This is a genomic window from Streptomyces sp. NPDC028711, from assembly GCF_055565415.1.
In genome coordinates, this window is record NZ_JBVHUJ010000012.1 from 58,582 (window position 1) to 83,065 (window position 24,484).

21 protein-coding genes are annotated in these 24,484 nt (G+C 72.3%); 19 read left to right on the top strand and 2 right to left on the bottom strand.

Going from position 1 to position 24,484, the window contains the following annotated elements; translation table 11 throughout:
• Positions 1-3: 3 nt before the first annotated feature.
• From ACZ4VK_RS30260 to ACZ4VK_RS30275, 4 genes are all read left to right on the top strand, one after another.
• Positions 4-1,122: an ABC transporter ATP-binding protein gene (locus tag ACZ4VK_RS30260; RefSeq protein WP_468358976.1), complete on the top strand. Its 1,119-nt coding sequence runs from the start codon at positions 4-6 to the stop codon at positions 1,120-1,122.
• Positions 1,123-1,390: 268 nt separating this feature from the next.
• Positions 1,391-2,065, top strand: coding sequence for a trimeric intracellular cation channel family protein (locus ACZ4VK_RS30265; protein ID WP_468358978.1), 675 nt, complete (start codon positions 1,391-1,393; stop codon positions 2,063-2,065).
• 26 nt (positions 2,066-2,091) lie between these two features.
• Positions 2,092-2,949, top strand: a complete 858-nt coding sequence (locus ACZ4VK_RS30270) for a thioesterase family protein (RefSeq protein ID WP_468358981.1) — start codon at positions 2,092-2,094, stop codon at positions 2,947-2,949.
• 117 nt (positions 2,950-3,066) lie between these two features.
• Entirely contained in the window at positions 3,067-4,230 is a 1,164-nt protein-coding gene (locus ACZ4VK_RS30275; RefSeq protein WP_468358984.1) for a cysteine desulfurase family protein, read from the top strand.
• A gap of 67 nt (positions 4,231-4,297) precedes the next feature.
• Here the strand turns inward: ACZ4VK_RS30275 and ACZ4VK_RS30280 are convergent, their stop codons facing one another.
• Entirely contained in the window at positions 4,298-4,957 is a 660-nt protein-coding gene (locus tag ACZ4VK_RS30280; RefSeq protein ID WP_468358987.1) for an N-acetylmuramoyl-L-alanine amidase, read from the bottom strand.
• A 64-nt stretch (positions 4,958-5,021) separates the two neighbouring features.
• Between ACZ4VK_RS30280 and mnmA the strand changes: the two genes are divergently transcribed.
• On the top strand, positions 5,022-6,173 hold the full coding sequence (mnmA, locus tag ACZ4VK_RS30285; RefSeq protein WP_468358990.1) for a tRNA 2-thiouridine(34) synthase MnmA: 1,152 nt from the start codon (positions 5,022-5,024) through the stop codon (positions 6,171-6,173).
• 56 nt (positions 6,174-6,229) lie between these two features.
• Here mnmA and ACZ4VK_RS30290 read toward each other — a convergent pair whose 3' ends face one another.
• A complete protein-coding gene (locus ACZ4VK_RS30290) occupies positions 6,230-7,012 on the bottom strand; it encodes an alpha/beta fold hydrolase (RefSeq protein WP_468358993.1) in 783 nt (260 codons plus the stop codon).
• A gap of 97 nt (positions 7,013-7,109) precedes the next feature.
• Between ACZ4VK_RS30290 and ACZ4VK_RS30295 the strand changes: the two genes are divergently transcribed.
• The 14 genes from ACZ4VK_RS30295 to ACZ4VK_RS30360 all read left to right on the top strand — a co-directional run bounded on the left by ACZ4VK_RS30295 (position 7,110) and on the right by ACZ4VK_RS30360 (position 24,479).
• Complete coding sequence (locus ACZ4VK_RS30295) at positions 7,110-7,649, top strand: LOG family protein (protein ID WP_468359503.1); 540 nt, start codon at positions 7,110-7,112, stop codon at positions 7,647-7,649.
• Positions 7,650-7,656: 7 nt separating this feature from the next.
• Positions 7,657-8,355 (top strand): SDR family oxidoreductase, encoded by a 699-nt coding sequence (locus ACZ4VK_RS30300; protein ID WP_468358996.1) that lies wholly within the window; start codon positions 7,657-7,659, stop codon positions 8,353-8,355.
• Positions 8,356-8,357: 2 nt separating this feature from the next.
• On the top strand, positions 8,358-9,365 hold the full coding sequence (locus ACZ4VK_RS30305) for a methionine synthase (RefSeq protein WP_468358999.1): 1,008 nt from the start codon (positions 8,358-8,360) through the stop codon (positions 9,363-9,365).
• A 32-nt stretch (positions 9,366-9,397) separates the two neighbouring features.
• Positions 9,398-11,578, top strand: coding sequence for an NAD-dependent DNA ligase LigA (gene ligA, locus ACZ4VK_RS30310; protein ID WP_468359002.1), 2,181 nt, complete (start codon positions 9,398-9,400; stop codon positions 11,576-11,578).
• A gap of 321 nt (positions 11,579-11,899) precedes the next feature.
• Entirely contained in the window at positions 11,900-14,068 is a 2,169-nt protein-coding gene (locus tag ACZ4VK_RS30315; RefSeq protein ID WP_468359005.1) for a putative bifunctional diguanylate cyclase/phosphodiesterase, read from the top strand.
• A gap of 198 nt (positions 14,069-14,266) precedes the next feature.
• Complete coding sequence (gene gatC / locus ACZ4VK_RS30320) at positions 14,267-14,563, top strand: Asp-tRNA(Asn)/Glu-tRNA(Gln) amidotransferase subunit GatC (protein WP_188269648.1); 297 nt, start codon at positions 14,267-14,269, stop codon at positions 14,561-14,563.
• Between the two features lie 5 nt (positions 14,564-14,568).
• Positions 14,569-16,065, top strand: coding sequence for an Asp-tRNA(Asn)/Glu-tRNA(Gln) amidotransferase subunit GatA (gene gatA, locus ACZ4VK_RS30325; RefSeq protein ID WP_468359009.1), 1,497 nt, complete (start codon positions 14,569-14,571; stop codon positions 16,063-16,065).
• A gap of 5 nt (positions 16,066-16,070) precedes the next feature.
• Complete coding sequence (locus ACZ4VK_RS30330) at positions 16,071-16,304, top strand: hypothetical protein (protein ID WP_352076400.1); 234 nt, start codon at positions 16,071-16,073, stop codon at positions 16,302-16,304.
• A 16-nt stretch (positions 16,305-16,320) separates the two neighbouring features.
• Positions 16,321-17,832, top strand: a complete 1,512-nt coding sequence (gene gatB / locus ACZ4VK_RS30335; RefSeq protein ID WP_468359012.1) for an Asp-tRNA(Asn)/Glu-tRNA(Gln) amidotransferase subunit GatB — start codon at positions 16,321-16,323, stop codon at positions 17,830-17,832.
• A 578-nt stretch (positions 17,833-18,410) separates the two neighbouring features.
• Entirely contained in the window at positions 18,411-20,489 is a 2,079-nt protein-coding gene (locus tag ACZ4VK_RS30340) for a phosphocholine-specific phospholipase C (RefSeq protein WP_468359015.1), read from the top strand.
• 187 nt (positions 20,490-20,676) lie between these two features.
• A complete protein-coding gene (locus tag ACZ4VK_RS30345; protein ID WP_468359018.1) occupies positions 20,677-22,917 on the top strand; it encodes an MMPL family transporter in 2,241 nt (746 codons plus the stop codon).
• Positions 22,895-23,458 (top strand): GNAT family N-acetyltransferase, encoded by a 564-nt coding sequence (locus ACZ4VK_RS30350; RefSeq protein ID WP_468359020.1) that lies wholly within the window; start codon positions 22,895-22,897, stop codon positions 23,456-23,458. Before ACZ4VK_RS30345 ends, ACZ4VK_RS30350 begins: the two co-directional genes overlap by 23 nt.
• A gap of 26 nt (positions 23,459-23,484) precedes the next feature.
• Complete coding sequence (locus ACZ4VK_RS30355) at positions 23,485-24,135, top strand: hypothetical protein (RefSeq protein ID WP_468359023.1); 651 nt, start codon at positions 23,485-23,487, stop codon at positions 24,133-24,135.
• A gap of 146 nt (positions 24,136-24,281) precedes the next feature.
• Positions 24,282-24,479 (top strand): hypothetical protein, encoded by a 198-nt coding sequence (locus ACZ4VK_RS30360; RefSeq protein WP_468359026.1) that lies wholly within the window; start codon positions 24,282-24,284, stop codon positions 24,477-24,479.
• The last annotated feature ends 5 nt before the right edge of the window (positions 24,480-24,484 follow it).

Sequence of the window (24,484 nt, forward strand, 5' to 3'; positions counted from 1 at the left end):
AACATGGAACCTCTGCTCAAGGTCACCGGCCTGAAGAAGCACTTCCCCATCAAGAAGGGGCTGCTCCAGCGCCAGACCGGCGCCGTCAAGGCGGTCGACGGGATCGACTTCGAGGTCCTGCCCGGTGAGACCCTCGGCGTCGTCGGCGAGTCCGGCTGCGGCAAGTCCACGATGGGCCGGCTCATCACCCGGCTCCTCGAACCGACCGACGGGACGGTCGAGTTCCAGGGCAAGGACATCTCGCACCTCGGGGTGTCGGGCATGCGCCCGTTCCGCCGCGACATCCAGATGATCTTCCAGGACCCGTACGGCTCCCTGAACCCGCGCCACACCGTGGGAACGATCGTCTCGGCGCCCTTCAAGCTCCAGGGCGTCGAGCCCGAGGGCGGCGTCAAGAAGGAGGTCCAGCGGCTCCTCGGCCTCGTGGGCCTCAACCCCGAGCACTACAACCGCTACCCGCACGAGTTCTCCGGCGGCCAGCGCCAGCGCATCGGCATCGCCCGCGCGCTGGCCCTGAAGCCGAAGCTGGTCGTCGCGGACGAGCCCGTCTCCGCCCTGGACGTCTCCATCCAGGCGCAGGTGGTCAACCTCCTGGACGACCTCCAGCAGGAGCTCGGCCTCACGTACGTGATCATCGCGCACGACCTGTCGGTCATCCGGCACGTCTCGGACCGCATCGCGGTCATGTACCTGGGCAAGATCGTCGAACTCGCGGACCGCAAGTCGCTCTACGAGAACCCGATGCACCCGTACACCCGGGCCCTGATGTCCGCGGTCCCGATCCCGGACCCGCGCCGCCGGGGCGCCAAGAGCGACCGCATCCTCCTGACCGGCGACGTCCCGTCCCCGATCGCCCCGCCGCCGGGCTGCCGCTTCCACACCCGCTGCTGGAAGGCCACGGACCTCTGCAAGACCCAGGAGCCCCCGCTCCTGGAACTCCGCCCGGGCCAGCGCGTGGCCTGCCACCACCCGGAGAACGCGGATTCCCTGACGGTGCCGGGGGCGAGGGAGTCGGTGGAGATCGCGAAGACCCCGGCGAAGACGGAGACGCCGACCGAGGCCGAGGTTTCGGCCGAGGCCGAGCCCGAGCCAGCGGCGAAGGACGACGCGCCCAAGGGCTGACGCCCGGAGCGGAGGCCCCTGCCGAGGGGCCTCCGCCCACCCCCGTTGTGGGCATTCGTTCCGCTGGGGCGGAACGGGTGGGCACAACGGAACGGCGCCCCTTGCCGGGCCGAGGCTTCCGCGCCTGAACCCGCACCCGTTGTGCGGCGCGACTGTGGTGCGGGTCCAGGCACAGGGGGCGGAGGCGCCGCCAAGGGGCGCCGTCCCGTGTGCCCACCCGTCCCGCCCTGCGGGACGATTGCCCACACGGCGGCTGGACAATAGGGCGGTGCTCCACGACCTGTTCAGCCCCGACGTCCAGCACGCCCTGGACCTCGTCGGCATCTTCGTCTTCGCCATCTCCGGCGCCCTCCTCGCCGTCCGGAAGAACTTCGACGTCTTCGGCATCGCCGTCCTCGCCGAGGTGACCGCCCTCGGCGGCGGTCTCTTCCGGGACCTGATGATCGGCGCCGTACCCCCCGCCGCCTTCACCGATCTCGGCTACTTCCTCATGCCCCTGATCGCGACGGTCCTCGTCTTCTTCCTCCACCCGCAGGTCGAACGCACCCAGCGCGCGGTGAACGTCTTCGACGCCGCAGGCCTCGGCCTCTTCTGTGTGACCGGGACGACGAAGGCGTACGACTACGGCCTCGGCCTCACCTCCTCCGCCGCGCTCGGTCTCGCGACGGCCGTCGGCGGCGGTGTCCTGCGCGACGTGCTCGCCAACGAGGTGCCGTCGCTGCTGCGCTGGGACCGGGACCTGTACGCCGTCCCGGCGATCGTCGGGTCCGCGATGGTCGTGCTGTGCATCCGCTTCGACATGCTCAACGCGTTCACCAGCGGCACCGCCGTCGTCACCGCCTTCCTGCTCCGTCTGCTCGCGATGCGCTACCACTGGCGGGCTCCCCGTGCCTGGAACCGGCGCTCCTCCGCCCGTGAGGAGCCGGAGAAAGCTACCGCTTAGTAGGTAGCTGCGGTACTGTCGAACGCATGAGCACGAGCACCGAGACGAGCACCCTCGCGTCCCTGACGAGCGAGTTCGACCGCGACACCGCCCTCGCCCTCCGTGAGCCCGGCGTCTACGACGCCGAACTCTCCGCCGGCTGGACGATCATCCACGCGGTCAACGGCGGCTACCTCCTCGCTCTGCTCGGCCGCGCCCTCGGCGACCACCTCCCGCACCCCGACCCCTTCACGATCTCGGCGCACTACCTCACGCCGTCCGTTCCGGGCCCCGCGGTGATCAGGACGGAGACGGTCCGTACGGGCAGGACGCTGTCCACGGGACAGGCCTCCCTGTTCCAGTTCGCCGAGGACGGCACCGAGGTCGAGCGCATCCGCGTCCTCGCCTCGTACGGGGATCTCGACGCCCTCCCCGACGACGTCCGCACCACCGCGACGCCCCCGGCGATGGCCCCGATCGAGCACTGCTTCAGCGCCGCCGACAACCCGGCCCCCAGGATCCCCGGTTCCTCGGCCATCGCCGACCGGCTGGACCTCCGCCTCGACCCGGCCTGTGTGGGCTGGGCGATCGGCGCGCCTTCCGGCAAGGGGGAGATGCGGGCCTGGTTCGGTCTCGCCGACGGCCGCGAGCCCGACGCGCTCTCCCTCCTCCTCGCGGTCGACGCCCTGCCGCCGACCTCCTTCGAGCTGGGCCTGAAGGGCTGGACGCCGACCGTGGAGCTCACGACCCACGTCCGCTGCCGCCCGGCCCCCGGCCCGCTGCGGATCTCGATCACGACCCGCAACCTCGCCGGCGGCTTCCTGGAGGAGGACGCGGAGGTCTGGGACAGCGCCGACCGCCTGGTGGCCCAGTCCCGCCAACTGGCCCGCGCACCGCGCGCCTGAACCCGGCGCCCGGCTGACCGGGGCGAGCCGCCCGATCCGCTCCGCAGCCGGGCGTCGGGCGGCGTAATCCGGCCACCCGCCAGGGCCGCCGTCGCGGGCTCGTAGAATCGATCCACCATGGCTTACCTCGACCACGCCGCGACCACGCCCATGCTGCCCGAGGCGATCGAGGCGATGACCGCCCAGCTCGCCGTCACGGGCAACGCCTCCTCCCTGCACGCCCCCGGACGGCGGGCCCGGCGGACCGTCGAGGAGGGGCGCGAGACGCTCGCCGCCGCGCTCGGCGCGCGGCCGAGCGAGGTCGTCTTCACCTCCGGCGGCACCGAGGCCGACAACCTCGCCGTGAAGGGCCTCTACTGGGCCCGGCGCGACGCCGACCCCCGCCGTACCCGCGTCCTGGCCAGCCCGGTGGAGCACCACGCCGTGCTCGACGCCGTCGACTGGCTCGCCACCCACGAGGGCGCGGACGTCGAGTACCTGCCGGTGGACCGGTACGGCCGGGTGCACCCGGAGGCGCTGCGGGAGGCGATCGCCCGGGACCCCGAATCCGTGGCCCTCGCCACCGTCATGTGGGCCAACAACGAGATCGGCACGGTCATGCCGGTCCGTGAACTCGCGGACGTCGCCGCCGAGTTCGGCGTACCGCTGCACGCCGACGCCGTGCAGGCGATCGGCCAGGTCCCGGTCGACTTCGCCGCGTCCGGGCTCGCCGCCATGACCGTCTCCGGCCACAAGATCGGCGGCCCCTACGGCATCGGCGCCCTGCTCCTGGGCCGCGAGCACACCCCCGTACCCGTGCTGCACGGCGGAGGCCAGGAGCGGCACGTCCGCTCCGGCACCCTCGACGTGCCGGCCGTCGCCGCGTTCGCCGTCGCCGCGCGGCTCGCCACCGAGCGGCGCGAGGAGTTCGCCCGCGAGGTCGGCGCGCTGCGCGACGAGCTCGTGAGCGCCGTCCGTACGGTCGTCCCGGACGCGATCCTCGGCGGTGACCCCGTCGAGCGGCTCCCGGCCAACGCCCACTTCACCTTCCCCGGCTGCGAGGGCGACTCCCTGCTCCTGCTGCTCGACGCGGCGGGGATCGCCTGCTCCACCGGCTCCGCCTGCACCGCGGGCATCGCACAGCCGAGCCACGTCCTGCTCGCCACCGGCACGGATCCGGACCTGGCCAGGGGGACCCTGCGCTTCTCCCTGGGGCACACCTCCACGAAGGAGGACGTCGCGGCGGTGGCGGACGCGATCGGCCCGGCCGTGGAACGGGCGAGGACGGCCGGCCTCACCTGAGTGCCCCCGACGTCGCCCTCACACGCCCCCGGACGCGGCCCTCACACGCCCCCCCGGACGCCACCCCTCACGTGAGCTTCTTGGACGCCTCCCGCACCAGCTTCAGATAACGGTCCCAGTCCCAGTGCGGGCCGGGGTCGGTGTGGTCGGTGCCCTCGACCTCCACGTGCCCGATGAGGTGCTCCCGGTCCACGGGTATGCCGTACCGGGCGCATATGTCGGCCGCCAGCCGCGCCGACCCCGCGTACATCGCCGCCGTGAAGTCCTGCGGCCGGTCGACGAAGCCCTCGTGCTCGATGCCGATGCTCCGCTCGTTCATGTCGCGGTTCCCGGCGTGGAAGCCCACGTCGAGCTCCCGGATCATCTGCGCCACGTGCCCGTCCTTGCGGACGACGTAGTGCGCGGCGGCCCCGTGCCCCGGGTTCTTGAAGACCTTCAGGGCGGTCGCGTAGCTGCCCTGGACGACATGGATCACGATCCGGTCGATCGTGTAGTCGTCCGGCCGGTCGGCGCGCCGCCAGTTCGCCCGCGCCGCCGACGTCCACACGGCGGCCTTGTGATCGAGCTCGCCCTCGACCCGCTTCCTCTCCATTCCCGGCAGCCGCCACCAGGCGCGCGCCAGCTCGTCCCTGGCAAGCGCGGCCGTGCCCAGCACGGCCACGCCGCCACCGAGCAGCACCGCACGCCGCCCCACCCGTCTTCCCGAACCGTTCGCCTTGCTCCCCATGCCCGACAGAACGCCCGGCACCGCGACCGTGGTTCCCGGCGCCGACCCGTACCCTGGTAGGGCTATGACTCAGACTCCGCCCCAGCGCCCCCGCACCCGCCCCCTCCGGGTACTTGCCGCCATGTCCGGCGGAGTGGACTCCGCCGTCGCCGCCGCCCGTGCCGCAGAGGCGGGTCACGACGTCACCGGCGTGCACCTCGCCCTCTCCGCGAACCCGCAGTCCTTCCGTACGGGCGCGCGTGGCTGCTGCACGATCGAGGACTCCCGTGACGCACGCCGGGCGGCCGACGTCATCGGCATCCCGTTCTACGTGTGGGACCTCGCCGAGCGGTTCCGTGAGGACGTCGTCGACGACTTCGTCGCGGAGTACGAGGCGGGCCGCACTCCCAACCCGTGCCTCCGCTGCAACGAGAAGATCAAGTTCGCGGCGCTGCTCGACAAGGCGCTCGCCCTCGGCTTCGACGCGGTCTGCACCGGGCACTACGCGACGGTCGTCCTGAACGAGGACGGCACGCGTGAGCTGCACCGTGCCTCCGACATGGCCAAGGACCAGTCGTACGTGCTCGGGGTGCTCGACGAGAAGCAGCTCGCGCACGCGATGTTCCCGCTCGGCGACACCCTCACGACCAAGGACGAGATCCGGGCGGAGGCGGAGCGGCGCGGGCTCGCGGTCGCGAAGAAGCCCGACAGCCACGACATCTGCTTCATCGCCGACGGCGACACCCAGGGCTTCCTCGCCTCCCGCCTGGGCAAGGCGGAGGGCGACATCGTCGACGAGGCCGGTACGAAGGTCGGCACGCACGAGGGCGCGTACGGCTTCACGATCGGCCAGCGCAAGGGCCTGCGGATCGGCCACCCGGCCGCGGACGGCAAGCCGCGCTACGTCCTCGACATCTCGCCCGTGAACAACACGGTCACCGTCGGCCCCGTCGAGGCCCTCGACGTGACCGGCCTGACGGCGATCAAGCCCCGCTGGTGCGGCACCGCACCGGAGGGCGAGGGCCGCTACACCGCCCAGCTCCGCGCCCACGGCGGCGAGACGGAGGTGACGGCGACCCTGACGGCCGGCGAACTCACGGTCGCCTTCGCCGAGCCGGTCCGCGGGGTGGCCCCGGGCCAGGCGATCGTCCTGTACGACGGCACGCGCGTGGTGGGCTCGGCCACGATCGCGACGACGACCCGCCGCACGACGGCGGAGGAGCCGACGAGGGCGTAGTCGGCGCGCGCGTACCCAGGCGGTACGCGGCGTAGGCGCGCCCTCCAAGGCGCCCCTCAGACCGCCCCCACCGTCTCCCGCTCCTCCGCCAGGAACTCCTCCAGGACCGGGGCGATCACGTGCGGGGCCACCTCGTGCGTCTGGCCCGTCAGGGTGCGGTGGCGGGCCCGGGGGAGGGCCGCCGTCAGGGCGCGGGCCGCCTGCCGGGTTCCCGCCGGGCTCGCGCCCCCGTCGATCACCAGTACGCGCGCGTGGACCCCGGCGAACTCCGGTACGGTCCCGTCGCCGAGGACGGCGAGGTCGTACGCGAGGGTGTGGGCCAGGTCCGCCACTCCCGGCCGCAGCTCCGCAGGTACGCCCGAGTCCGCGAGGAACAGCGTGAGCGCCGCTCCCCGCCGCCCCTGGGCGAGCAGCGCGGCGACCCGCCGCCGGCGCTGGGCGGCCTCCGCCGAGTACGGCGGCTCGTACACCGACACCTGGCCCACCGGAAGCCCCGCGGCCACCGCGGCGAGCGCCAGCGCGCCGCCGGTGCCCACGCCGTGCAGGGCGGCCCCGGCGCCGGCCGCCGCGACCACCGCCGCGAGGTCCTCGATCTCGCGCTCCACCGCGTACGGCGAGGTGTCGCCGCTGCCGCCGCGCCCCCTCCGGTCGTACGCCACCACCGAGAAGCGCCGGGCCAGCAGCAGGCCGAGCGGCCGCTCTGCCGCGGCCGCCCCGAGCGCGCCGCTCACCAGGACGAGCGGCGGCCCGTCCCCGTACCGCTCGTACGCGATCGGCGTCCCGTCCCGTGACGTGACCCGTCCCCGGAGCCTGCTCAGCGCGGTGTTCACCTCATCCATGGCAGGACAGACCCGGGCCGTCACCGGAACTCATCGCCGCGCGGCGGGATTTCCCGAAGAATCTTGGAAGCCGCTGGTCACGGCCTACGGTGAGGCCATGAACATCTGCGTCTTCCTCTCCGCGGCCGACCTCGACGAGCGCTACACGGCCCCCGCCCGCGACTTCGCCCGCCTCCTCGGCAAGGCAGGCCACACCCTGGTCTGGGGCGGCTCCGACACCGGCCTGATGAAGGTGGTCGCGGACGGCGTGCAGGAGGCCGGCGGCCGGCTCGTCGGCGTCTCCGTCGACTTCCTCGCCCACAAGGCCCGCCCCAACGCCGACGAGATGGTCGTCACCGAGGATCTGGCGGCGCGCAAGGCGCTCCTCCTCGCCAAGTCCGACGCGATCGTGATCATGGTCGGCGGCACCGGAACCCTCGACGAGGCCACCGAGATCCTGGAGCTGAAGAAGCACGGCAAGCACACCAAGCCGGTGGTCCTCCTCAACACGGCCGGCTTCTACGACGGCCTGAAGACCCAGTTCCGCCGCATGAACGAGGAGGGCTTCCTCCCGCTTCCCCTCACCGACCTCGTCTTCTTCGCCGACGACGCCCCGACGGCCCTGGCCCACCTGGAGGAGAACATCGGCTCCCGCTGATGCGAGCATGGCTCCCATGGCTACTCATGTGATCACCGGAGCCGGTTCCGGCATCGGCGCGGCCGTCGCGCGGCGCCTTCACGCGCGCGGGGACGAGCTCGTACTGCACGCGCGCGACGCGGGGCGGGCCAAGGAGCTCGCCGCGCGGTTCCCGGGTGCTCGGACGCTCGTCGGGGACCTCGCCGACCCGGACCGGCTCTCCTGGGCGTTCTCCCACCAGAGCATGCCCGAGCGGGTCGACAGCCTGCTGCACATCGCCGGGGTCGTGGACCTCGGTCCGATCGGCGACCTCACCCCGAAGACCTGGCACCACCAGCTCAACGTCAACCTGGTCGCCCCGGCCGAACTGACCCGGCACCTGCTGCCGCAGCTCCGCGTCTCCCAGGGGCACGTCGTCTTCGTGAACTCGGGCGCCGGTCTCAACGCGCACGCCGAGTGGGGGGCGTACGCCGCCTCGAAGCACGGCCTCAAGGCCCTCGCCGACGCCCTGCGCCACGAGGAGCACGCCCACGGGGTGCGGGTGACCTCGGTCTACCCGGGCCGTACCGCGAGCCCCATGCAGGCGAAGGTCCACGCCCAGGAGGGCAAGGAGTACGACGCCTCCCGGTGGATCGACCCCGACTCGGTCGCGACGGCGATCCTCACGGCGATCGACCTGCCGCGCGACGCCGAGATCAACGACCTCACCGTCAGGCCGGGACGCTGACCATGAGCGACTCGGACGACACGAAGATCTGGGGCCCCGCGACCGGCGTCGGCTCCCTGCCCGGCGGAGACGCCCGTGAGGCGGCGAGGGCCGCCACGGGGTCCTTCGAGGACTTCCCGTTCCTGGCCGAGCTGCCCGCCCGCGGCCCCGGCGCCGACATGATCGGCCGGACGATCGGGATGCTCGTCGACCTCCACGCGCACGTGGAGCCGAGCGGCTGGCGGATCAGCGACCGGCCCGGCCGGGACACCAAGCGGGCCCGTTCCTGGTTGGGCGAGGACCTGGACGCCCTGGAGGAGTTCACCCAGGGGTACGAGGGTCCCCTCAAGGTGCAGGCCGTGGGCCCGTGGACGCTCGCCGCGGCCCTGGAGCTGCGCGGCGGCGAGGCGGCGCTCGGGGACGCGGGCGCCTGCCGGGACCTGGTGGGCTCGCTCGCCGAGGGCCTCCACGGCCACCTCGCGGAGCTCCGCAAGCGGATCCCGGGGGCCAGGGTCGTCCTCCAGCTCGACGAGCCCTCGCTCACCGCGGTCCTGCGCGGCCACGTCCGCACCGCCAGCGGCTACCGCACCTACCGGGCCGTCGACCGGCAGGTCGTGGAGAGCGCCCTGCGGGAGGTCATCGCCGTCCACGACGGGCCGGTGGTCGTCCACTCCTGCGCCCCGGACGTGCCGTTCGCGCTGCTGCGGAGGGCGGGGGTCGCCGGTGTCTCGTTCGACTTCGGGCTGCTCACCGAGCGTGACGAGGAGACGATCGGGGAGGCCGTGGAGGCCGGTACGAAGCTGTTCGCCGGTGTGGTGGCGTCCACCGACGGCCCGTTGTCGGACCCGGGCGGTAGCGTCATGGGTGTCAGGACGCTGTGGCGCAGGCTGGGGCTGAATCCGGGGACTCTCGCGGAGTCCGTGGTCATCACTCCGACGTGCGGGCTCGCGGGCGCTTCGCCTGCCTACGCCCGTGCGGCGCTCGCCCACTGCGCCCGGGCGGCGAGATCGCTCGCGGACAACCCAGAGTGACCGGGTTTCGAGGCACGGGAGGACGGACGAAGGTGGCAGTCGAACAGGGGGCCCTGCCCGCCGAGGTACGGGAGAAGCACGCCGACCTCGCCGAACAGGTCGAGGAGCACCGCTTCCGGTACTACGTGAAGGACCAGCCGGTCATCAGCGACGGCGAGTTCGACAAGCTCCTGCGTGCCCTGGAGGCGCTGGAGGAGGAGTACCCGGAGCTGCGGACGCCCGACTCCCCGACCCAGAAGGTCGCGGGACAGTACGAGACCGAGTTCACCTCCGTCGAGCACCGCGAGCGGATGCTCTCCCTCGACAACGCCTTCGACGACGAGGAACTGGCCACCTGGGCCGAGCGGGTCGCGCGGGACGTCGGCACCCCCGACTTCCACTTCCTGTGCGAGCTGAAGGTCGACGGCCTCGCGGTCAACCTGACGTACGAGCACGGGCGGCTGACCCGGGCCGCGACCCGGGGCGACGGCCGTGCGGGCGAGGACATCACGCCCAACGTGCGGACGATCGCCGACATCCCGGAGCGGCTGCGCGGCGACCGGATCCCGGACCTGGTGGAGATCCGCGGCGAGGTCTACTTCCCGATGGAGGCCTTCGAGGGGCTCAACGCCCGCCTGGTCGAGGCCGGCGACAAGCCCTTCGCCAACCCGCGGAACGCGGCGGCGGGTTCGCTCCGCCAGAAGGACCCCAAGGTCACCGCCTCCCGCCCGCTCCACATGGTGGTCCACGGCATCGGCGCGCGCGAGGGCTTCGACATCTCCCGGCTCTCGGAGACGTACGACCTGCTGCGCGAGTGGGGCCTGCCCACCGCCCGGCACAACAAGGTGGTCGGCTCGCTCGACGAGGTGCGGGAGTTCATCGCGTACTTCGGGGAGAACCGCCACTCCGTGGAGCACGAGATCGACGGCGTCGTCGTCAAGCTCGACGAGATCCCGCTCCAGGGCCGGCTCGGCTCCACCGCGCGCGCCCCGCGCTGGGCCATCGCCTGGAAGTACGCGCCGGAGGAGGTCAACACCAAGCTGATCGACATCAAGGTCGGCGTCGGCAGGACCGGGCGCGTCACCCCGTACGCCCAGGTGGAGCCGGTCACGGTCGCGGGCTCCGAGGTCGAGTTCGCCACCCTCCACAACCAGGAGGTGGTGAAGGCCAAGGGCGTCCTCATCGGTGACACGGTCGTGCTGCGCAAGGCCGGCGACGTCATCCCGGAGATCCTCGGCCCGGTCGCCGATCTGCGGGACGGCGGCGAGCGGGAGTTCGTCATGCCGGCGGAGTGCCCCGAGTGCGGGACTCCGCTGAAGCCGATGAAGGAGGGCGACATCGACCTCCGCTGCCCGAACGCCCGGACCTGCCCGGCCCAGCTGCGTGAGCGCCTCTTCTTCCTCGCCGGGCGCCAGTGCCTCGACATCGAGAACTTCGGCGCGGTGGCGGCGGCCGCCCTGACCCGCCCCCTGGAGCCGTCCGAGCCCCCGCTGGTCGACGAGGGCGACCTCTTCGACCTCACCATCGAGCAGCTCCTGCCGATCAAGGCGTACGTCCTCGACCCGGACAGCGGACTGCCCAGGCGGGACCCGAAGACCGGCGAGGAGAAGATCGTCACGGTCTTCGCCAACCAGAAGGGCGAGCCGAAGAAGAACGCCCTGGCGATGCTGGAGAACATCGCGGCGGCGAAGACCCGGCCGCTCGCCCGTTTCATCAACGGTCTCTCGATCCGGCACGTGGGGCCGGTCGCGGCCGAGGCGCTGGCCCGCGAGTTCCGTTCCCTGGAGCGGATCGAGCAGGCGAGCGAGGAGGAGCTGGCCGCCGTCGACGGGGTCGGCGGGATCATCGCGGCCGCGGTGAAGCAGTGGTTCTCCGAGGAGTGGCACCGGGAGATCGTGCGCAAGTGGCGTGCGGCCGGGGTCAGCCTGGAGGACGAGGGCGCCGGGGAGGACGAGGGGCCGCGTCCGCTGGAAGGTCTGACGGTCGTGGTGACCGGCACCCTGGAGAAGTTCACCAGGGATGGCGCAAAAGAGTCCCTGCAGAGGCTCGGAGCGAAGGTTGCCGGTTCCGTTTCGAAGAAGACCTCCTTTGTGGTGGTCGGTGAAAACCCTGGTTCGAAGTACGACAAGGCAATGCAGCTGAAGGTTCCGGTTCTGAACGAGGAGGGCTTCGCGGTCCTGCTCGAACAGGGGCCCGACGCCGCAAGAGAGGCCGCGGTCCCGGTCGTCGAGTAGCGCCCCGGACTCCCTCGAAGGGCCCCCCGAAGCTCACCCGTTCGGCGCATACCAGATCGTTACGGGTGGCCCGGTCGCATTCGGGCAAGAGAGGGAGAGCGCTGCCCGTCGAAGCCCTCGGCGGCCTAGTGTGGTGACCGTGCGTCTCGTCCTGCACGGCCGCGCGAGGGCTCTGCCGGTCGTGGCGTCAGGACGACGGCCCCGTCGAACACGAGACACGACCGCCCGACGGCGGCCGTGCGACGGACGGCCGGACGACGGACGGCCGCGTGAGCGCGGCCGTCTCACACCGACGGCACCGCGCCTGTGAGAGGGACGGGAATGGAACCGACCGAGAGCGCCGCCCCGGTCCCACGGCCGCACGGCCGTGTGGTCCCCCCGGGCTTCACCTCCCGGCTGCCCGCAGCCGTGGTGGGCATCGCCGCCGTCGTGCTGGCCGCCGGCCTCCAGCGAGCCGTGAGCACCGGCCACGGGCTCTTCCCCGGAGGGGTCGTCGGCTGGTCCCTCGCCGTCCTCACCGGGCTCATCGTCGGCCATCTGGTCGCCCTCGGCCGCGACCGCTGGTGGGGCGGCACCGGCTCCGGCGCCGCCCTCACCCTCGCCGTCCTCCTCCTGTACGGCTGGGTGCCCGCCGGGCTCGTCTCGCTGACCGTCGTCGCCCTCGTCGGCGCCGCCCGCCGGCACCGCTGGCGGCAGGGCCTGCTGCACGGCGCCGCCGACGTCATCGGGGTCGCCGCCGCCGCCCTCGTCCTCGCCCTCTTCGGAGACGTACCCAGCGTCGAACGGCCCTGGCAGCCCCTCGACTGGACCATCGGGGACCTCCCGGAAGTCGTGCTCGCCGCGGCCGCCTATCTCGTGGTGACCCGCATCCTCCTGTGGTACACGCTCGCCCCCCAGGGCCGCGGACTGCCCACGGTCGCCCGCACCGCCCTCCTCCGGCAGGGCCTCGTCGCCGTCGCCCTGCTCGGCATCACCCCGCTGATCTGCGTCGTCGCCGTCAGCAGGCCGGTCCTGCTGCCCCTCTTCGCCGTCCCCCTCATCGCCCTCGACTCCACCCTCTGGATCGCCCGCGCCCGCGCCGAGGAACAGCTGCGCGACCCGCTGACCGGGCTCCCCAACCGCCAGTGGCTCCTGGAGCGCGCCTGGACCGCCCTGGAGGAGGCCGAGGGCGAGGGAGCGCGCGCCGCCCTCGTCCTGATCGACCTCGACCGCTTCCGATCGGTCAACGACACCCTCGGACACCTCGCGGGCGACCGGCTGCTCCTCCAGATCGCCGACAGGCTCCGCCTCGCCCTGCCCCGCGGCGCCGAGGCCGCCCGGCTCGGCGGCGACGAGTTCGCCGTCCTGCTGCCCACCGCCGACTCCACCACCAGCGCCCAGCGCGTCGCCCGCCACCTCGTCGCCGAGCTGTCCTCCCCGCTCGACCTCGACGGACTCACCCTCGTCCTGGAGGCCAGCGCCGGCGTCGCCGTCTTCCCCGACCACGCGCTCGACGCCGAGGGCCTGCTGCGCCGCGCCGACGTGGCCATGTACCAGGCCAAGCGCGACCGCACCGGCGTCGAGGTCTACGAGTCCAAGCGCGACTCCAACACGCCCGACCGGCTCGGCCTCCTCGGCGACCTGCGCCGCGCCCTCGACGCCGGCGAGGTCGAACTCCACTACCAGCCCAAGGTCCGCTTCGACGGCCAGGTCGCCGGCCTCGAAGCGCTCGTCCGCTGGGTCCACCCCGAGCGCGGAAAGGTCCCGCCGGACGAGTTCATCGCCATCGCCGAGTCCTCCGGCCTGATGCCGCACCTCACCGAGTACGTCCTGGAGACCGCACTCGCCCAGGTCGCCCGCTGGCGTGCCCAGGGCCTCCACGTCCCGGTCGCCGTCAACGTCTCGCCGCGCGATGTGCACACCCCCGGCTTCGCGGGCGCCGTCGCCGCCCGGCTGGCCCGCCACGGCGTCCCGGCCGGAGCGCTCCAGCTGGAGATAACGGAACACGTGCTCCTCGAGGACCCCCAGCGGGCCGCCGACACGCTGAACGGCCTCACCGGCCACGGCGTGAAGATGTCCCTCGACGACTTCGGCACCGGGTACTCCTCCCTCGTCCATCTGCGCCGGCTCCCCGTCAGCGAGCTGAAGATCGACCGCTCCTTCGTCGCCCGGCTCGCCGTCGACACCGAGGACGCCGAGATCGTCCGCTGCACCGTCGACCTCGCCCACTCCCTCGGCCTCCTCGTCGTCGCCGAGGGCGTGGAGGACGACGAGACCTGGGAGCGCCTCCGTGACCTGGGCTGCGACGCCGTCCAGGGCTGGCTGGTCGCCGCCGCGATGCCGCCGGGCGAGGCGACCGCCTGGCTCCTGGCCCGCGGCGAGCACGGCTGGCGCCGCCCCGCGGACATCGCGGCCCAGGCGGAGCTCGACCGCCACGCGGCCCAGGTCGAGCTCGGCCACCACCCCGCCGAGGCCGAGCTCGAGCACCCCTCGGGCCAGGTCGTACAGTGACGTTTTTCCCGTGGTCAGGGCCGTCCCGGCGAGGAACCCTCCCCTTGCCGGGCGCCGTCCCGGCCGAGGAACCCGACCACTTCGCCGGGCCACTCACGCCCCCGCGCCGGCGGGGATGAATGGGCGTGTTCGTGACGGTGGCCCGCGCCCCATAGGATTGCGGTACATCCCACAAGACTCACCCCTGAGGATCGCTGCATGCCTGGCATCACGCGCGAGGAGGTCGCCCACCTCGCCCGGCTGACGCGTCTGGAGCTGTCCGGTGAAGAGCAAGACCACTTCGCCGAACAGCTCGACGTGATCATCGGCGCGGTCGCCCGCGTCTCCGAGGTCGCCGACCAAGACGTACCGCCGACCTCCCACCCGCTGCCGCTGACCAATGTCATGCGCGCGGACGAGGTCCGTCCGTCGCTCACCCCCGAGCAGGCGCTCTCCGGCGCCCCGGCCCAGGAGCAGCAGCGTTTCAAGGTGCCGCAGATCCTGGGGGAGGACTAACACCCATGACGGACAACATCATCAAGCTCACCGCGGCCGAGATCGCGCGGAAGATCGCCGCCGGCGAGCTGACCGCCGTCGAGGTCGCCGAGGCGCACCTCGCCCGCATCGAGGCCGTCGACGAGAAGGTCCACGCCTTCCTGCACGTCGACCGTGAGGGCGCGCTCGCCCAGGCCCGCGCCGTCGACGAGAAGCGCGCCCGCGGCGAGAAGCTCGGCCCGCTCGCCGGTGTGCCGCTCGCGCTCAAGGACATCTTCACCACCGTCGGCATGCCGACGACCGTGGGCTCGAAGATCCTGGAGGGCTGGATCCCGCCGTACGACGCGACGCTGGTCAAGAACCTCAAGGCCGCCGACGTCGTCATCCTCGGCAAGACCAACATGGACGAGTTCGCCATGGGCTCCTCCACGGAGAACAGCGCGTACGGTCCGACCGGCAACCCCTGGGACCTGACCCGCATCCCCGGCGGCTCCGGCGGTGGTTCCTCCGCCGCCCTCGCCGCGTACGAGGCCCCCCTCGCCATCGGCACGGACACCGGCGGCTCCATCCGCCAGCCCGCCGCGGTCACCGGCACGGTCGGCGTCAAGCCCACCTACGGCGGGGTCTCCCGCTACGGCATGGTGGCCTTCTCGTCCTCCCTCGACCAGGGCGGCCCCTGCGCCCGTACGGTCCTGGACGCGGCCCTCCTCCACGAGGCCATCGCCGGGCACGACCCGCTCGACTCGACCTCCATCGACGCCCCGGTCCCGCCGGTCGTCGAGGCGGCCCTGAGCGGCTCCGTCGGCGGCATGCGCGTCGGCGTCGTCAAGCAGTTCCGCGGCGAGGGCTACCAGGCCGGTGTCGTGCAGCGCTTCGACGAGTCCGTCGAGCTCCTCAAGGAGCTGGGCGCCGAGATCGTCGAGCTGGACTGCCCGACCTTCGACCTCGCCCTCTCGGCGTACTACCTGATCGCGCCGTCCGAGTGCTCCTCGAACCTGGCCCGCTTCGACGCCATGCGCTACGGCCTGCGGGTCGGCGACGACGGCACCCGGTCCGCCGAGGACGTCACCGCCCTCACCCGTGAGGCCGGCTTCGGCGACGAGGTCAAGCGCCGCATCATCCTCGGTACGTACGCCCTGAGCTCCGGCTACTACGACGCGTACTACGGCTCGGCCCAGAAGGTCCGGACGCTCATCACCCGCGAGTTCGAGAAGGCCTTCGAGGAGGTGGACGTGATCGTCTCCCCGACGACCCCCACCACCGCCTTCCCGATCGGCGAGCGCGCCGACGACCCGATGGCCATGTACCTCGCGGACCTCTGCACCATCCCGACCAACCTCGCCGGCAACGCCGCGATGTCGCTGCCCTGCGGCCTCGCGCCCGAGGACGGCCTCCCGGTCGGGCTGCAGATCATCGCCCCCGCCATGAAGGACGACCGGCTCTACAAGGTCGGAGCCGCCGTCGAGGCCGCCTTCGTGGAAAAGTGGGGTCACCCGCTGCTTGAGGAGGCTCCGTCGCTGTGAGTGCCATGGCAAAGAAGGCCAAGAACTTCAAGAAGTCGAAGACCGGCGTCTACGTGTCGCTGGCCACCACCGCGTTCGGCGCCGTGAGCGTCGCCAAGCAGGCCAAGCTGGCCCGCAACGACGGCGACATGCTGCGGCTCGTCGACGCCGCGGTCTCCGCCGCCGCCATCGTTACCGGCCTGGCGATCCTCTACCGGGAGCTGAAGCGCCTGGGCGACGACGACGTCCTGCTGGGCTGAGAGGGAAAGTCTCACCGTGACTGTCACTGAACTGCTGTCGTACGAAGCGGCGCTCGCCGAGTACGACCCCGTCATGGGCCTTGAGGTCCATGTCGAGCTCGGCACCCGGACGAAGATGTTCTGCGGCTGCTCGACCGAGCTGGGCGCGGACGCCAACTCGCAGACCTGCCCCACCTGCCTCGGCCTGCCCGGCTCGCTGCCGGTCGTCAACGAGATCGGCGTCGAGTCCGCCATCAAGATCGGCCTCGCGCTGCACTGCGAGATCGCCGAGTGGTGCCGCTTCGCCCGGAAGAACTACTTCTATCCGGACATGCCGAAGAACTTCCAGACCTCCCAGTACGACGAGCCGATCGCCTTCAACGGCTACCTGGACGTCCAGCTGGAGGACGGCGAGGTCTTCCGCGTGGAGATCGAGCGCGCCCACATGGAGGAGGACACCGGCAAGTCCACCCACATCGGTGGCGCGACCGGCCGCATCCACGGCGCCTCGCACTCGCTGCTCGACTACAACCGGGCCGGCATCCCGCTCATCGAGATCGTCACCAAGCCGATCGAGGGCGCGGGCGAGCGGGCCCCCGAGGTCGCCAAGGCGTACGTCGCCGAGCTGCGCGAGCTGATCCGCGCCCTCGGCGTCTCCGACGCGCGCATGGACAAGGGCCAGATGCGCTGCGACGTGAACCTGTCGCTGCGCCGCCACGGCACCAAGACCTTCGGCACCCGCTCGGAGACGAAGAACGTCAACTCGCTCCGCTCCGTGGAGCGCGCGGCGCGCTTCGAGATCCAGCGCCACGCGGCCGTGCTCACCTCCGGTGGCACGATCGTGCAGGAGACCCGTCACTTCCACGAGGACGACGGCTCCACCACCTCCGGCCGCATCAAGGACAACGCCGAGGACTACCGGTACTTCCCGGAGCCCGACCTGGTGCCGGTGGCCCCGTCCCGCGAGTGGGTCGAGGAGCTCCGCAAGGGCCTTCCCGAGCTGCCGCGGGTGCGCCGCAACCGGCTGCGCGAGGAGTGGGGCGTGTCCGAGCTGGACATGCAGTCCATCCTCAACGCGGGCGCGGTCGACGCGATCGTCGCCACGATCGAGGCGGGCGCGGACGCGGCCTCGGCCCGCAAGTGGTGGATGGGCGAGCTCGCCCGGAACGCCAACGAGCAGGGCGTCTCCCTCGAGGAGCTGGCCATCACCCCGGCCGACGTGGCCCGGGTCTCGGCCCTGGTCGCCGCCGGTGACCTCAACGACAAGCTGGCCCGTCAGGTCATCGAGGGCGTCCTCGCCGGCGAGGGCACCCCGGACGAGGTCGTCGAGAAGCGCGGTCTGAAGGTCGTCTCCGACGACGGCGCGCTCGGCGCGGCGGTCGAGGAGGCCATCGCGGGCAACGCGGCCATCGCCGACAAGATCCGCGGCGGCAAGGTCGCGGCGGTCGGCGCGCTGGTCGGCGCGGTCATGAAGGCCACCCGCGGCCAGGCGGACGCGGCGAAGGTCAAGGACCTGATCCTGGAGAAGCTGGGCGTCAGCGAGGGCTGAGCCCTTTCTCGTACGGCCGCGAGGGCGGCGTCCCGGGTGTACGCACCGGGGACGCCGCCCTCGCCGTTTCCCGGTTCCGGCGCGCGCCGCCCGGGCATCATGGGGGCATGGAGGGGAGAGCGACACACACCTGTGTTGACTGCGCGCACCCGCGGGGCGTCCATGTGCCGTCCCTGGGGCGCTGCTTGGGGGAAGTGCCGGGCGCGGGGTGCTTCTGCACCCTGTTCACGCGAGCGGGCGAGGCGGAGGCCTCGGAGCGGGCCGAACCGTCGTCCCCGTCCCGCGACTCGTGGTGGGCGAAGGAGGAGGACCACAGGACCTCGTGCGGCGGCTGCGGCGGGGGCGGGGGAGGCGGCTGCGGGGGCTGCGGGGAGTGACGCCCTCCGGATGGTCCGCGATGGCCTGAACTCGCTTGGACTCCTGTCTCGTTCCCTTGGACGTTCACAGGCACGTCCCCGTCGGGTCTTCTCGTCGTCACCCCGTCTCACTACCGTCCTCGGCGTACCACCCAATGGCTCGAAGGCGAACCATTGGCCGTCGACTGGAGGTCGGTCTTGTCCCCCGAGAAGTCATCCGAGATGTCCCGCAGAAGGCTCCTCGCGCTGGGTGGAGGCGCCCTCGGTGTCGCCGCCGCCGGCTCGCTGCTGCCGCCGTCGCTGCAGGCCGCGATGGCCGCGGAGCCCCCGGCCGGGGGGATGTCGGCGGTCCGGCACGTGGTGATCCTGATGCAGGAGAACCGTTCCTTCGACCACTACTTCGGCACCCTCCGCGGCGTCCGCGGCTTCGGCGACCGCAACGCCGTCGAACTCCCCTCCGGCAGGCCGGTCTTCGAGCAGCCCGCCGCCCTCGGCCGGACCGTGCTGCCCTTCCCGATCCGCGGCGCCGCCGAGACCCAGAAGAAGGACCTCCAGTACATCGGCGACCTCGACCACTCCTGGAGCGGCGGCGGCAAGGCCTGGCGCGGCGGCTGGATGGACGGATGGGTCTCGGCCAAGACCGCCGCCACCATGGCGTACTACGACCGGCAGGACCTCCCCCTGCACTACGAGCTCGCCGACACCTTCACCGTCTGTGACGCGTACCACTCGTCCGTCCACACCTCGACGAGCCCCAACCGCAACCACCTCTGGTCCGGCTGGACCGGCTTCGAGGCCGACGGCAGCCGGGCCGTCACCAACGCCGCGTACGCCGAGGGCACCCACCCGGGCTACGGCTGGTCCACCTACGCCGAGCGCCTGGAGGCCGCCGGGCGCAGCTGGAAGACGTACACCGAGTGGGAGAACTTCACCGACAACAACATCGAGTTCTTCACCACCTTCAAGAAGATCGCCCGCAAGGCCCTCGCCAGGACCGGCGGGCACACCTTCATGGAGTCCTTCTACGCCGCCGTCCGCGACACCGGCGACGCCGCCGAGCGCACCCGTCTCCTCGGACTCCTGGAGGAGGGCGTCGCCGAGCTCACCGAGGCCGAGCGCTCCCTCTTCGAGCGCGGACTGCGCCGGGTCGAGAGCGGCACCCTCGCCGACGCCTTCCGCGCCGACGTCGCCGCCGGCACCCTCCCCGAGGTCTCCTACCTCGTGCCCTCCGCGATCGACTCCGAGCACCCCGGCTCCTCCTCGCCGATCGCCTCCGCCACCCTCGTCTACAAGGTGCTCGACGCCCTCGGCGCGCACCCGGACGTCTGGCGCCACACCGTCGTCCTGATCAACTACGACGAGAACGACGGTTTCTTCGACCATGTGCCGCCGCCCGTCCCGCCCGCCGGCGACACGGACGAGCGCTGGAAGGGCCAGCCCACCGGCCTCGGCATCCGCGTCCCGCTGCTCGTCGTCTCCCCCTGGTCGGTCGGCGGCTACGTCTGCTCCGAGACCTTCGACCACACCTCGGTGATCCGCTTCCTGGAGCGGCTCACGGGCATCGAGGAGCCCAACATCACCCCCTGGCGCCGGGCCGTCACGGGTGACCTCACCTCGGCCTTCGATTTCAAGCGGGGCCGCCGGCAGCCCGACGTCGAGCAGCCCGGGCCGATCCCGCCGTTCAGCGGCCGCTGGCGGCCCCAGCCGCCGGCCGTGCAGCGGATGCCGGTGCAGGAGCCCGGCGTCCGCCCCGCCCGCCCGCTGCCGTACCAGCCGGACGCCGCCGCGACCACCGGCGCGGGTTCGGTGACGGTCGCGCTGAGCAACCGGGGGAAGGCGAGCGCCCACTTCGCGCTCTATCCGTACGCGGGCGAGTTCGCCGTCCCGCAGCACCAGGACGTCAGGGGTACGGGGGAGTGGACCGTCCCCGTCACGGGTGATCGTTACCGCTTCACGATCACCGGCCCCAACGGCTTCCGCCGGGAGTTCGAGGGCCCCGCGACGGGCGGCGCCGAGGTCGCCTCGCGGATCGACCACCACGACCGTGACCTGCACCTCACCGTACGGAACACCGGATCGGCACCGCTCGCCTTCACGGTGAGGCCGCTCGGGTACGTGGACGAGGCCGACCTCGCCGACTGGACCCGTACGGTCACGGTGAAGCCGGGGAAGACCCGTACCGTCGTGCACTCGGCCTCCGACGCGCACGGCTGGTACGACATCGAGGTGACCACGGCCGACGGCTTCCGCCGCCGGCTCATGGGGCACATCGAGAACGGCCGCGCCAGCGTCTCCGGCTGATCACCACCGCGAACCGCCGTGCCCGGGGGTTCGGGAGCCGGGTCCCGAACCCCCGCCACACCTGTGAGTATCGACACGAAACGGTCAAACGATCACGTTTGGCTGCCAGAGTGGGTCCACGTAGGTGATGCGTTCTTCTCGGGCTGCTCCCGTGCAAGATCCACGAACCACCCAGGGAGCACGTCCTTTGGCAGCCATCGCACGGTGGTGCATCAAGCACCGCCTCGTCGCCGTCCTCCTCTGGCTCCTCGCCCTCGGCGGGGTCGGCACCGCGGCGGTCGTCGCCGGCGGCGCCTACTCCAACGACTACGAGGTCCCCGGAACCGAGTCCGGCAGGGCCACCGCCCTCCTCGACCGGGGCTTCGACGGCCTCGGCGGCGACAGCGACACCATCGTCTGGCACACCGACCGGGGCAGCGTCCGCGCCGACGCCGTCGAGCGGCGCATGACCGCGATGCTCGACGAGGTCGCCGAACTGCCCGGCATCGCGGCCGTGAGCTCGCCCTACGGCGACACACGCGGCCAGGTCAGCGAGGACGGGCACACCGCCTACGCCGCCGTCGTCTTCCACGAGCTGGCCGACGACATCCCCGAGGAGCAGGCCCGCGCGCTCGTCGACACGGCGAAGGCAGCGGCCGGGGACGGTCTCGAGGTCGAGCTCGGCGGCAGTGCGGTCGCCCTCACCGAGGCCCCCGGCGGGCACATCGCCGAAGTCGTCGGCGTCGCCGTCGCCGGTGTCGTCCTCTTCCTCGCCTTCGGCTCCCTCGCCGCCTCCCTGCTCCCCCTGGCGACGGCGCTCGTCAGCGTCGGCATCGCGTACTCCGGGATCGTCCTCCTGGGCCATCTGATGACCGTCGCCGACTTCGCCCCGATGCTCGGCATGCTCGTCGGCCTCGGCGTCGGCATCGACTACGCCCTCTTCATCGTCACCCGGCACCGCAGAGGCCTGAAACGCGGCCTCTCCGTCGCGGAGGCCGCCGAGACCGCCGTCGCCACCACAGGCCGCGCCGTCGTCTTCGCCGGAGCCACCGTCTGCATCGCGCTGCTCGGCATGCTCATCCTGCGGCTCGGCTTCCTCAACGGCGTCGCCATCGCCGCCTCCCTCACCGTCGTCCTCACGGTCGCCGCCTCCGTCACCTTCCTCCCGGCGCTGCTCTCCTTCATCGGCATGCGCGCCCTCTCCCGGCGCGAACGCCGGGCCCTCGCCGAGCACGGGCCGAAGCCCGAGCTGCCCACCGGCTTCGCCGCCCGCTGGTCCGTCTTCGTCGAGCGGCACCCCAAGCTCCTCGGGCTTGTCGCCGCCGTCGTCATGGGCGTCCTCGCCCTGCCCACGCTCTCGCTCCACCTCGGCACCTCCGACCAGGGCAACGGTCCGGCCACCGCCACCACACGGAAGGCGTACGACCTGATCGCCGAGGGCTTCGGGCCGGGCGTCAACGGCCCGCTCACCCTCGTCGCGGGGCTCGACGGCGCCGACGACCGGATCGCCCTCGACCAGTTGTCGGCCGCGCTCTCCGCCACCCGCGGCGTGGCCTCCGTCTCCCCGGTGACCTACAACAGCTCCGGCGACACCGCCGTCCTCGTCGTCGTCCCCGATTCCTCGCCCCAGTCCAAGGCCACCAGCGAGCTCGTCGACAGGCTCCGCACGGACGTCCTGCCCCGGGCCGAGACCGGCACCTCCCTCGACGTCCACGTCGGCGGTGTCACCGCCTCGTACGACGACTTCGCCGAGATCATCGTCGGGAAGCTGCCGCTCTTCGTCGGTGTCGTCATCGCCCTCGGCTCCCTGCTGCTCCTGCTCGCCTTCCGCTCGATCGGCATCCCGCTCAAGGCCGCCGTCATGAACGTCGCGGCCGTCGCCGCCGCCTTCGGCGTCGTCGTGGCGATCTTCCAGTGGGGCTGGGGGAGCGAACTCCTCGGACTCGGCAGCGCGGGGCCGATCGAACCCTTCCTGCCCGTGATCATGGTCTCCGTCCTCTTCGGGCTGTCCATGGACTACCAGGTCTTCCTGGTCAGCCGGATGTACGAGGAGTGGCTGGAGACCGGCGACAACCGGCGGGCGGTCCGGGTCGGCCTCGCCGAGACCAGCCGCGTGATCAACTCCGCCGCCGTCATCATGATCTCCGTCTTCCTCGCCTTCGTCCTCTCCGGCGACCGGGTCATCGCGATGTTCGGCATCGCGCTCGCGGCGGCCGTCGCCCTCGACGCCTTCGTGCTCCGCACCCTCCTCGTCCCCGCCCTCATGCACATGCTCGGCGGGGCGAACTGGTGGCTGCCCCGGGGACTCGACCGTCTGCTGCCCCGGATCAGCATCGAACCGCCCGAGTGCCGCGAGGCCGCCGACGAGCGTGCGAAGATCCCCACGATGCGGGTGACGATCCCGGCCGTGGAGGAGAGGAACGAGGATGTTCGCGATATCGCTGGGTGACGACGGCGCCGAGCTGAGGCCCCTGGAACCCTGGCAGGCCGAGGAGTTCCTGGCCCACATGGACCGGGGGCGGGAGTTCGTCGGAGAGCACATCGCCCTGCCGGACTTCGTCGCCGACCTGGACTCCGCCCGCTCCTTCCTCCGCTCGTACGCCGAGAAGGCCGCGAGCGACACCGGCCGCATCTACGGCATCTGGACCGGCGGCACGCTCGTCGGAGGCGTCCTCTTCCGGACCATGAGCGTGACCCACGGGACCGCCGAGGCGGGCTGCTGGCTGGAGCCCTCCGCCGCGGGCAAGGGTCTGATCACCCGGGCCTGCCGGGTCATCATCGACTGGGCGGTCGAGGAGCGGGGCATCCACCGTGTCGAATGGCACGCCTCCGTGAAGAACGGGCCGAGCACCGCCGTCGCCCGGCGTCTCGGCATGACGCGGGAGGGCGTCCTGCGGGAGAACTACCCGCACCGCGGCACCCGCACCGACACCGAGGTCTGGGCCGTACTCGCCCCCGAGTGGCGTGCCGCGAAGGCCGAGGCGTCTTAAGACGGCTCTCATGTGCGGCGCCTAGCGTGCGCCGCATGGACACCAAGACGACGACAGAGAAGCCCGACGAGAGCGCGGCGAGCGCCGAGGCGGCCGAGCAGGCCGACGGTACGGAGAGCGCCCCGGCCGCCGAGACCGCGCCGGCCCGTGACACCGCGGCGGAGGCGCTCGAAGGGAAGGCCGGGGGGAAGGCCGACGGGCCGGTCGTCGCGGACCTGGACGCCGAGGACGGCTTCGAGGACGAGGCCGACGACGATGCCGACGACGAGGCGCTGTTCGCGGAGGCGGCCCCCGCGCCCGCCACGGGCATCGGCGGCGCCGCCGCCGCCGTGGTCTCCGCCGCCCTCGGAGCCGTCGCGCTCACCGGCACCTGGACCGGCAAGGTCGTCGCCGAGCGCGAGACGCTCATCGGCCAGATCAAGACCTCGGGGGCCGGCACCCCGGCCCAGCAGATCTCCGAGATCTACGGCGACGCCTGGCACAGCACCGCCCTGGTGAACGGTGTCTTCGCGCTCGTCGCCCTGCTCGTCGCCGTCCTCGTGCTGATCCTCCCCGGGCGCCCCGCATGGGTCCGCGCGGTCGCCGTCGCCGGTGCCGTCCTGGGCGGCCTCGGACTGCTCCTGTCGGCCGGTACCTACTTCGACCTGTTCCTGAGCCTCCCCACCGCCGGATCCTGAGAACGCCTAAGGCCCCCCCAGGACCCGCCTAAGGCCCCCCGTACGCCGAACATGCGGCACTCGCCCGATGTGGCCGCACCCCCTGGGAGACGAAGGTTGAGGCATCGCAAGGAGCGATACCGGAACCGAGAAACCAGGAGCACCCGATGTTCGAGTACGAACTCCACCGCATGAACCACGCCCAGCTCGTCCGTGAGGCCGCCGCCCAGCGTCTGTCCCACGAGGCCGCCGAGTCGGTCGCCTCCCCGCGGGGCCTGCGCCGCTTCGGCCGCCGGAGCGGCGGCCAGGATGCGGAGGGGCGGGTGAGCACCGACGGGCGCGGCCGCTTCGTCCGGGCCGCGTGACCCCC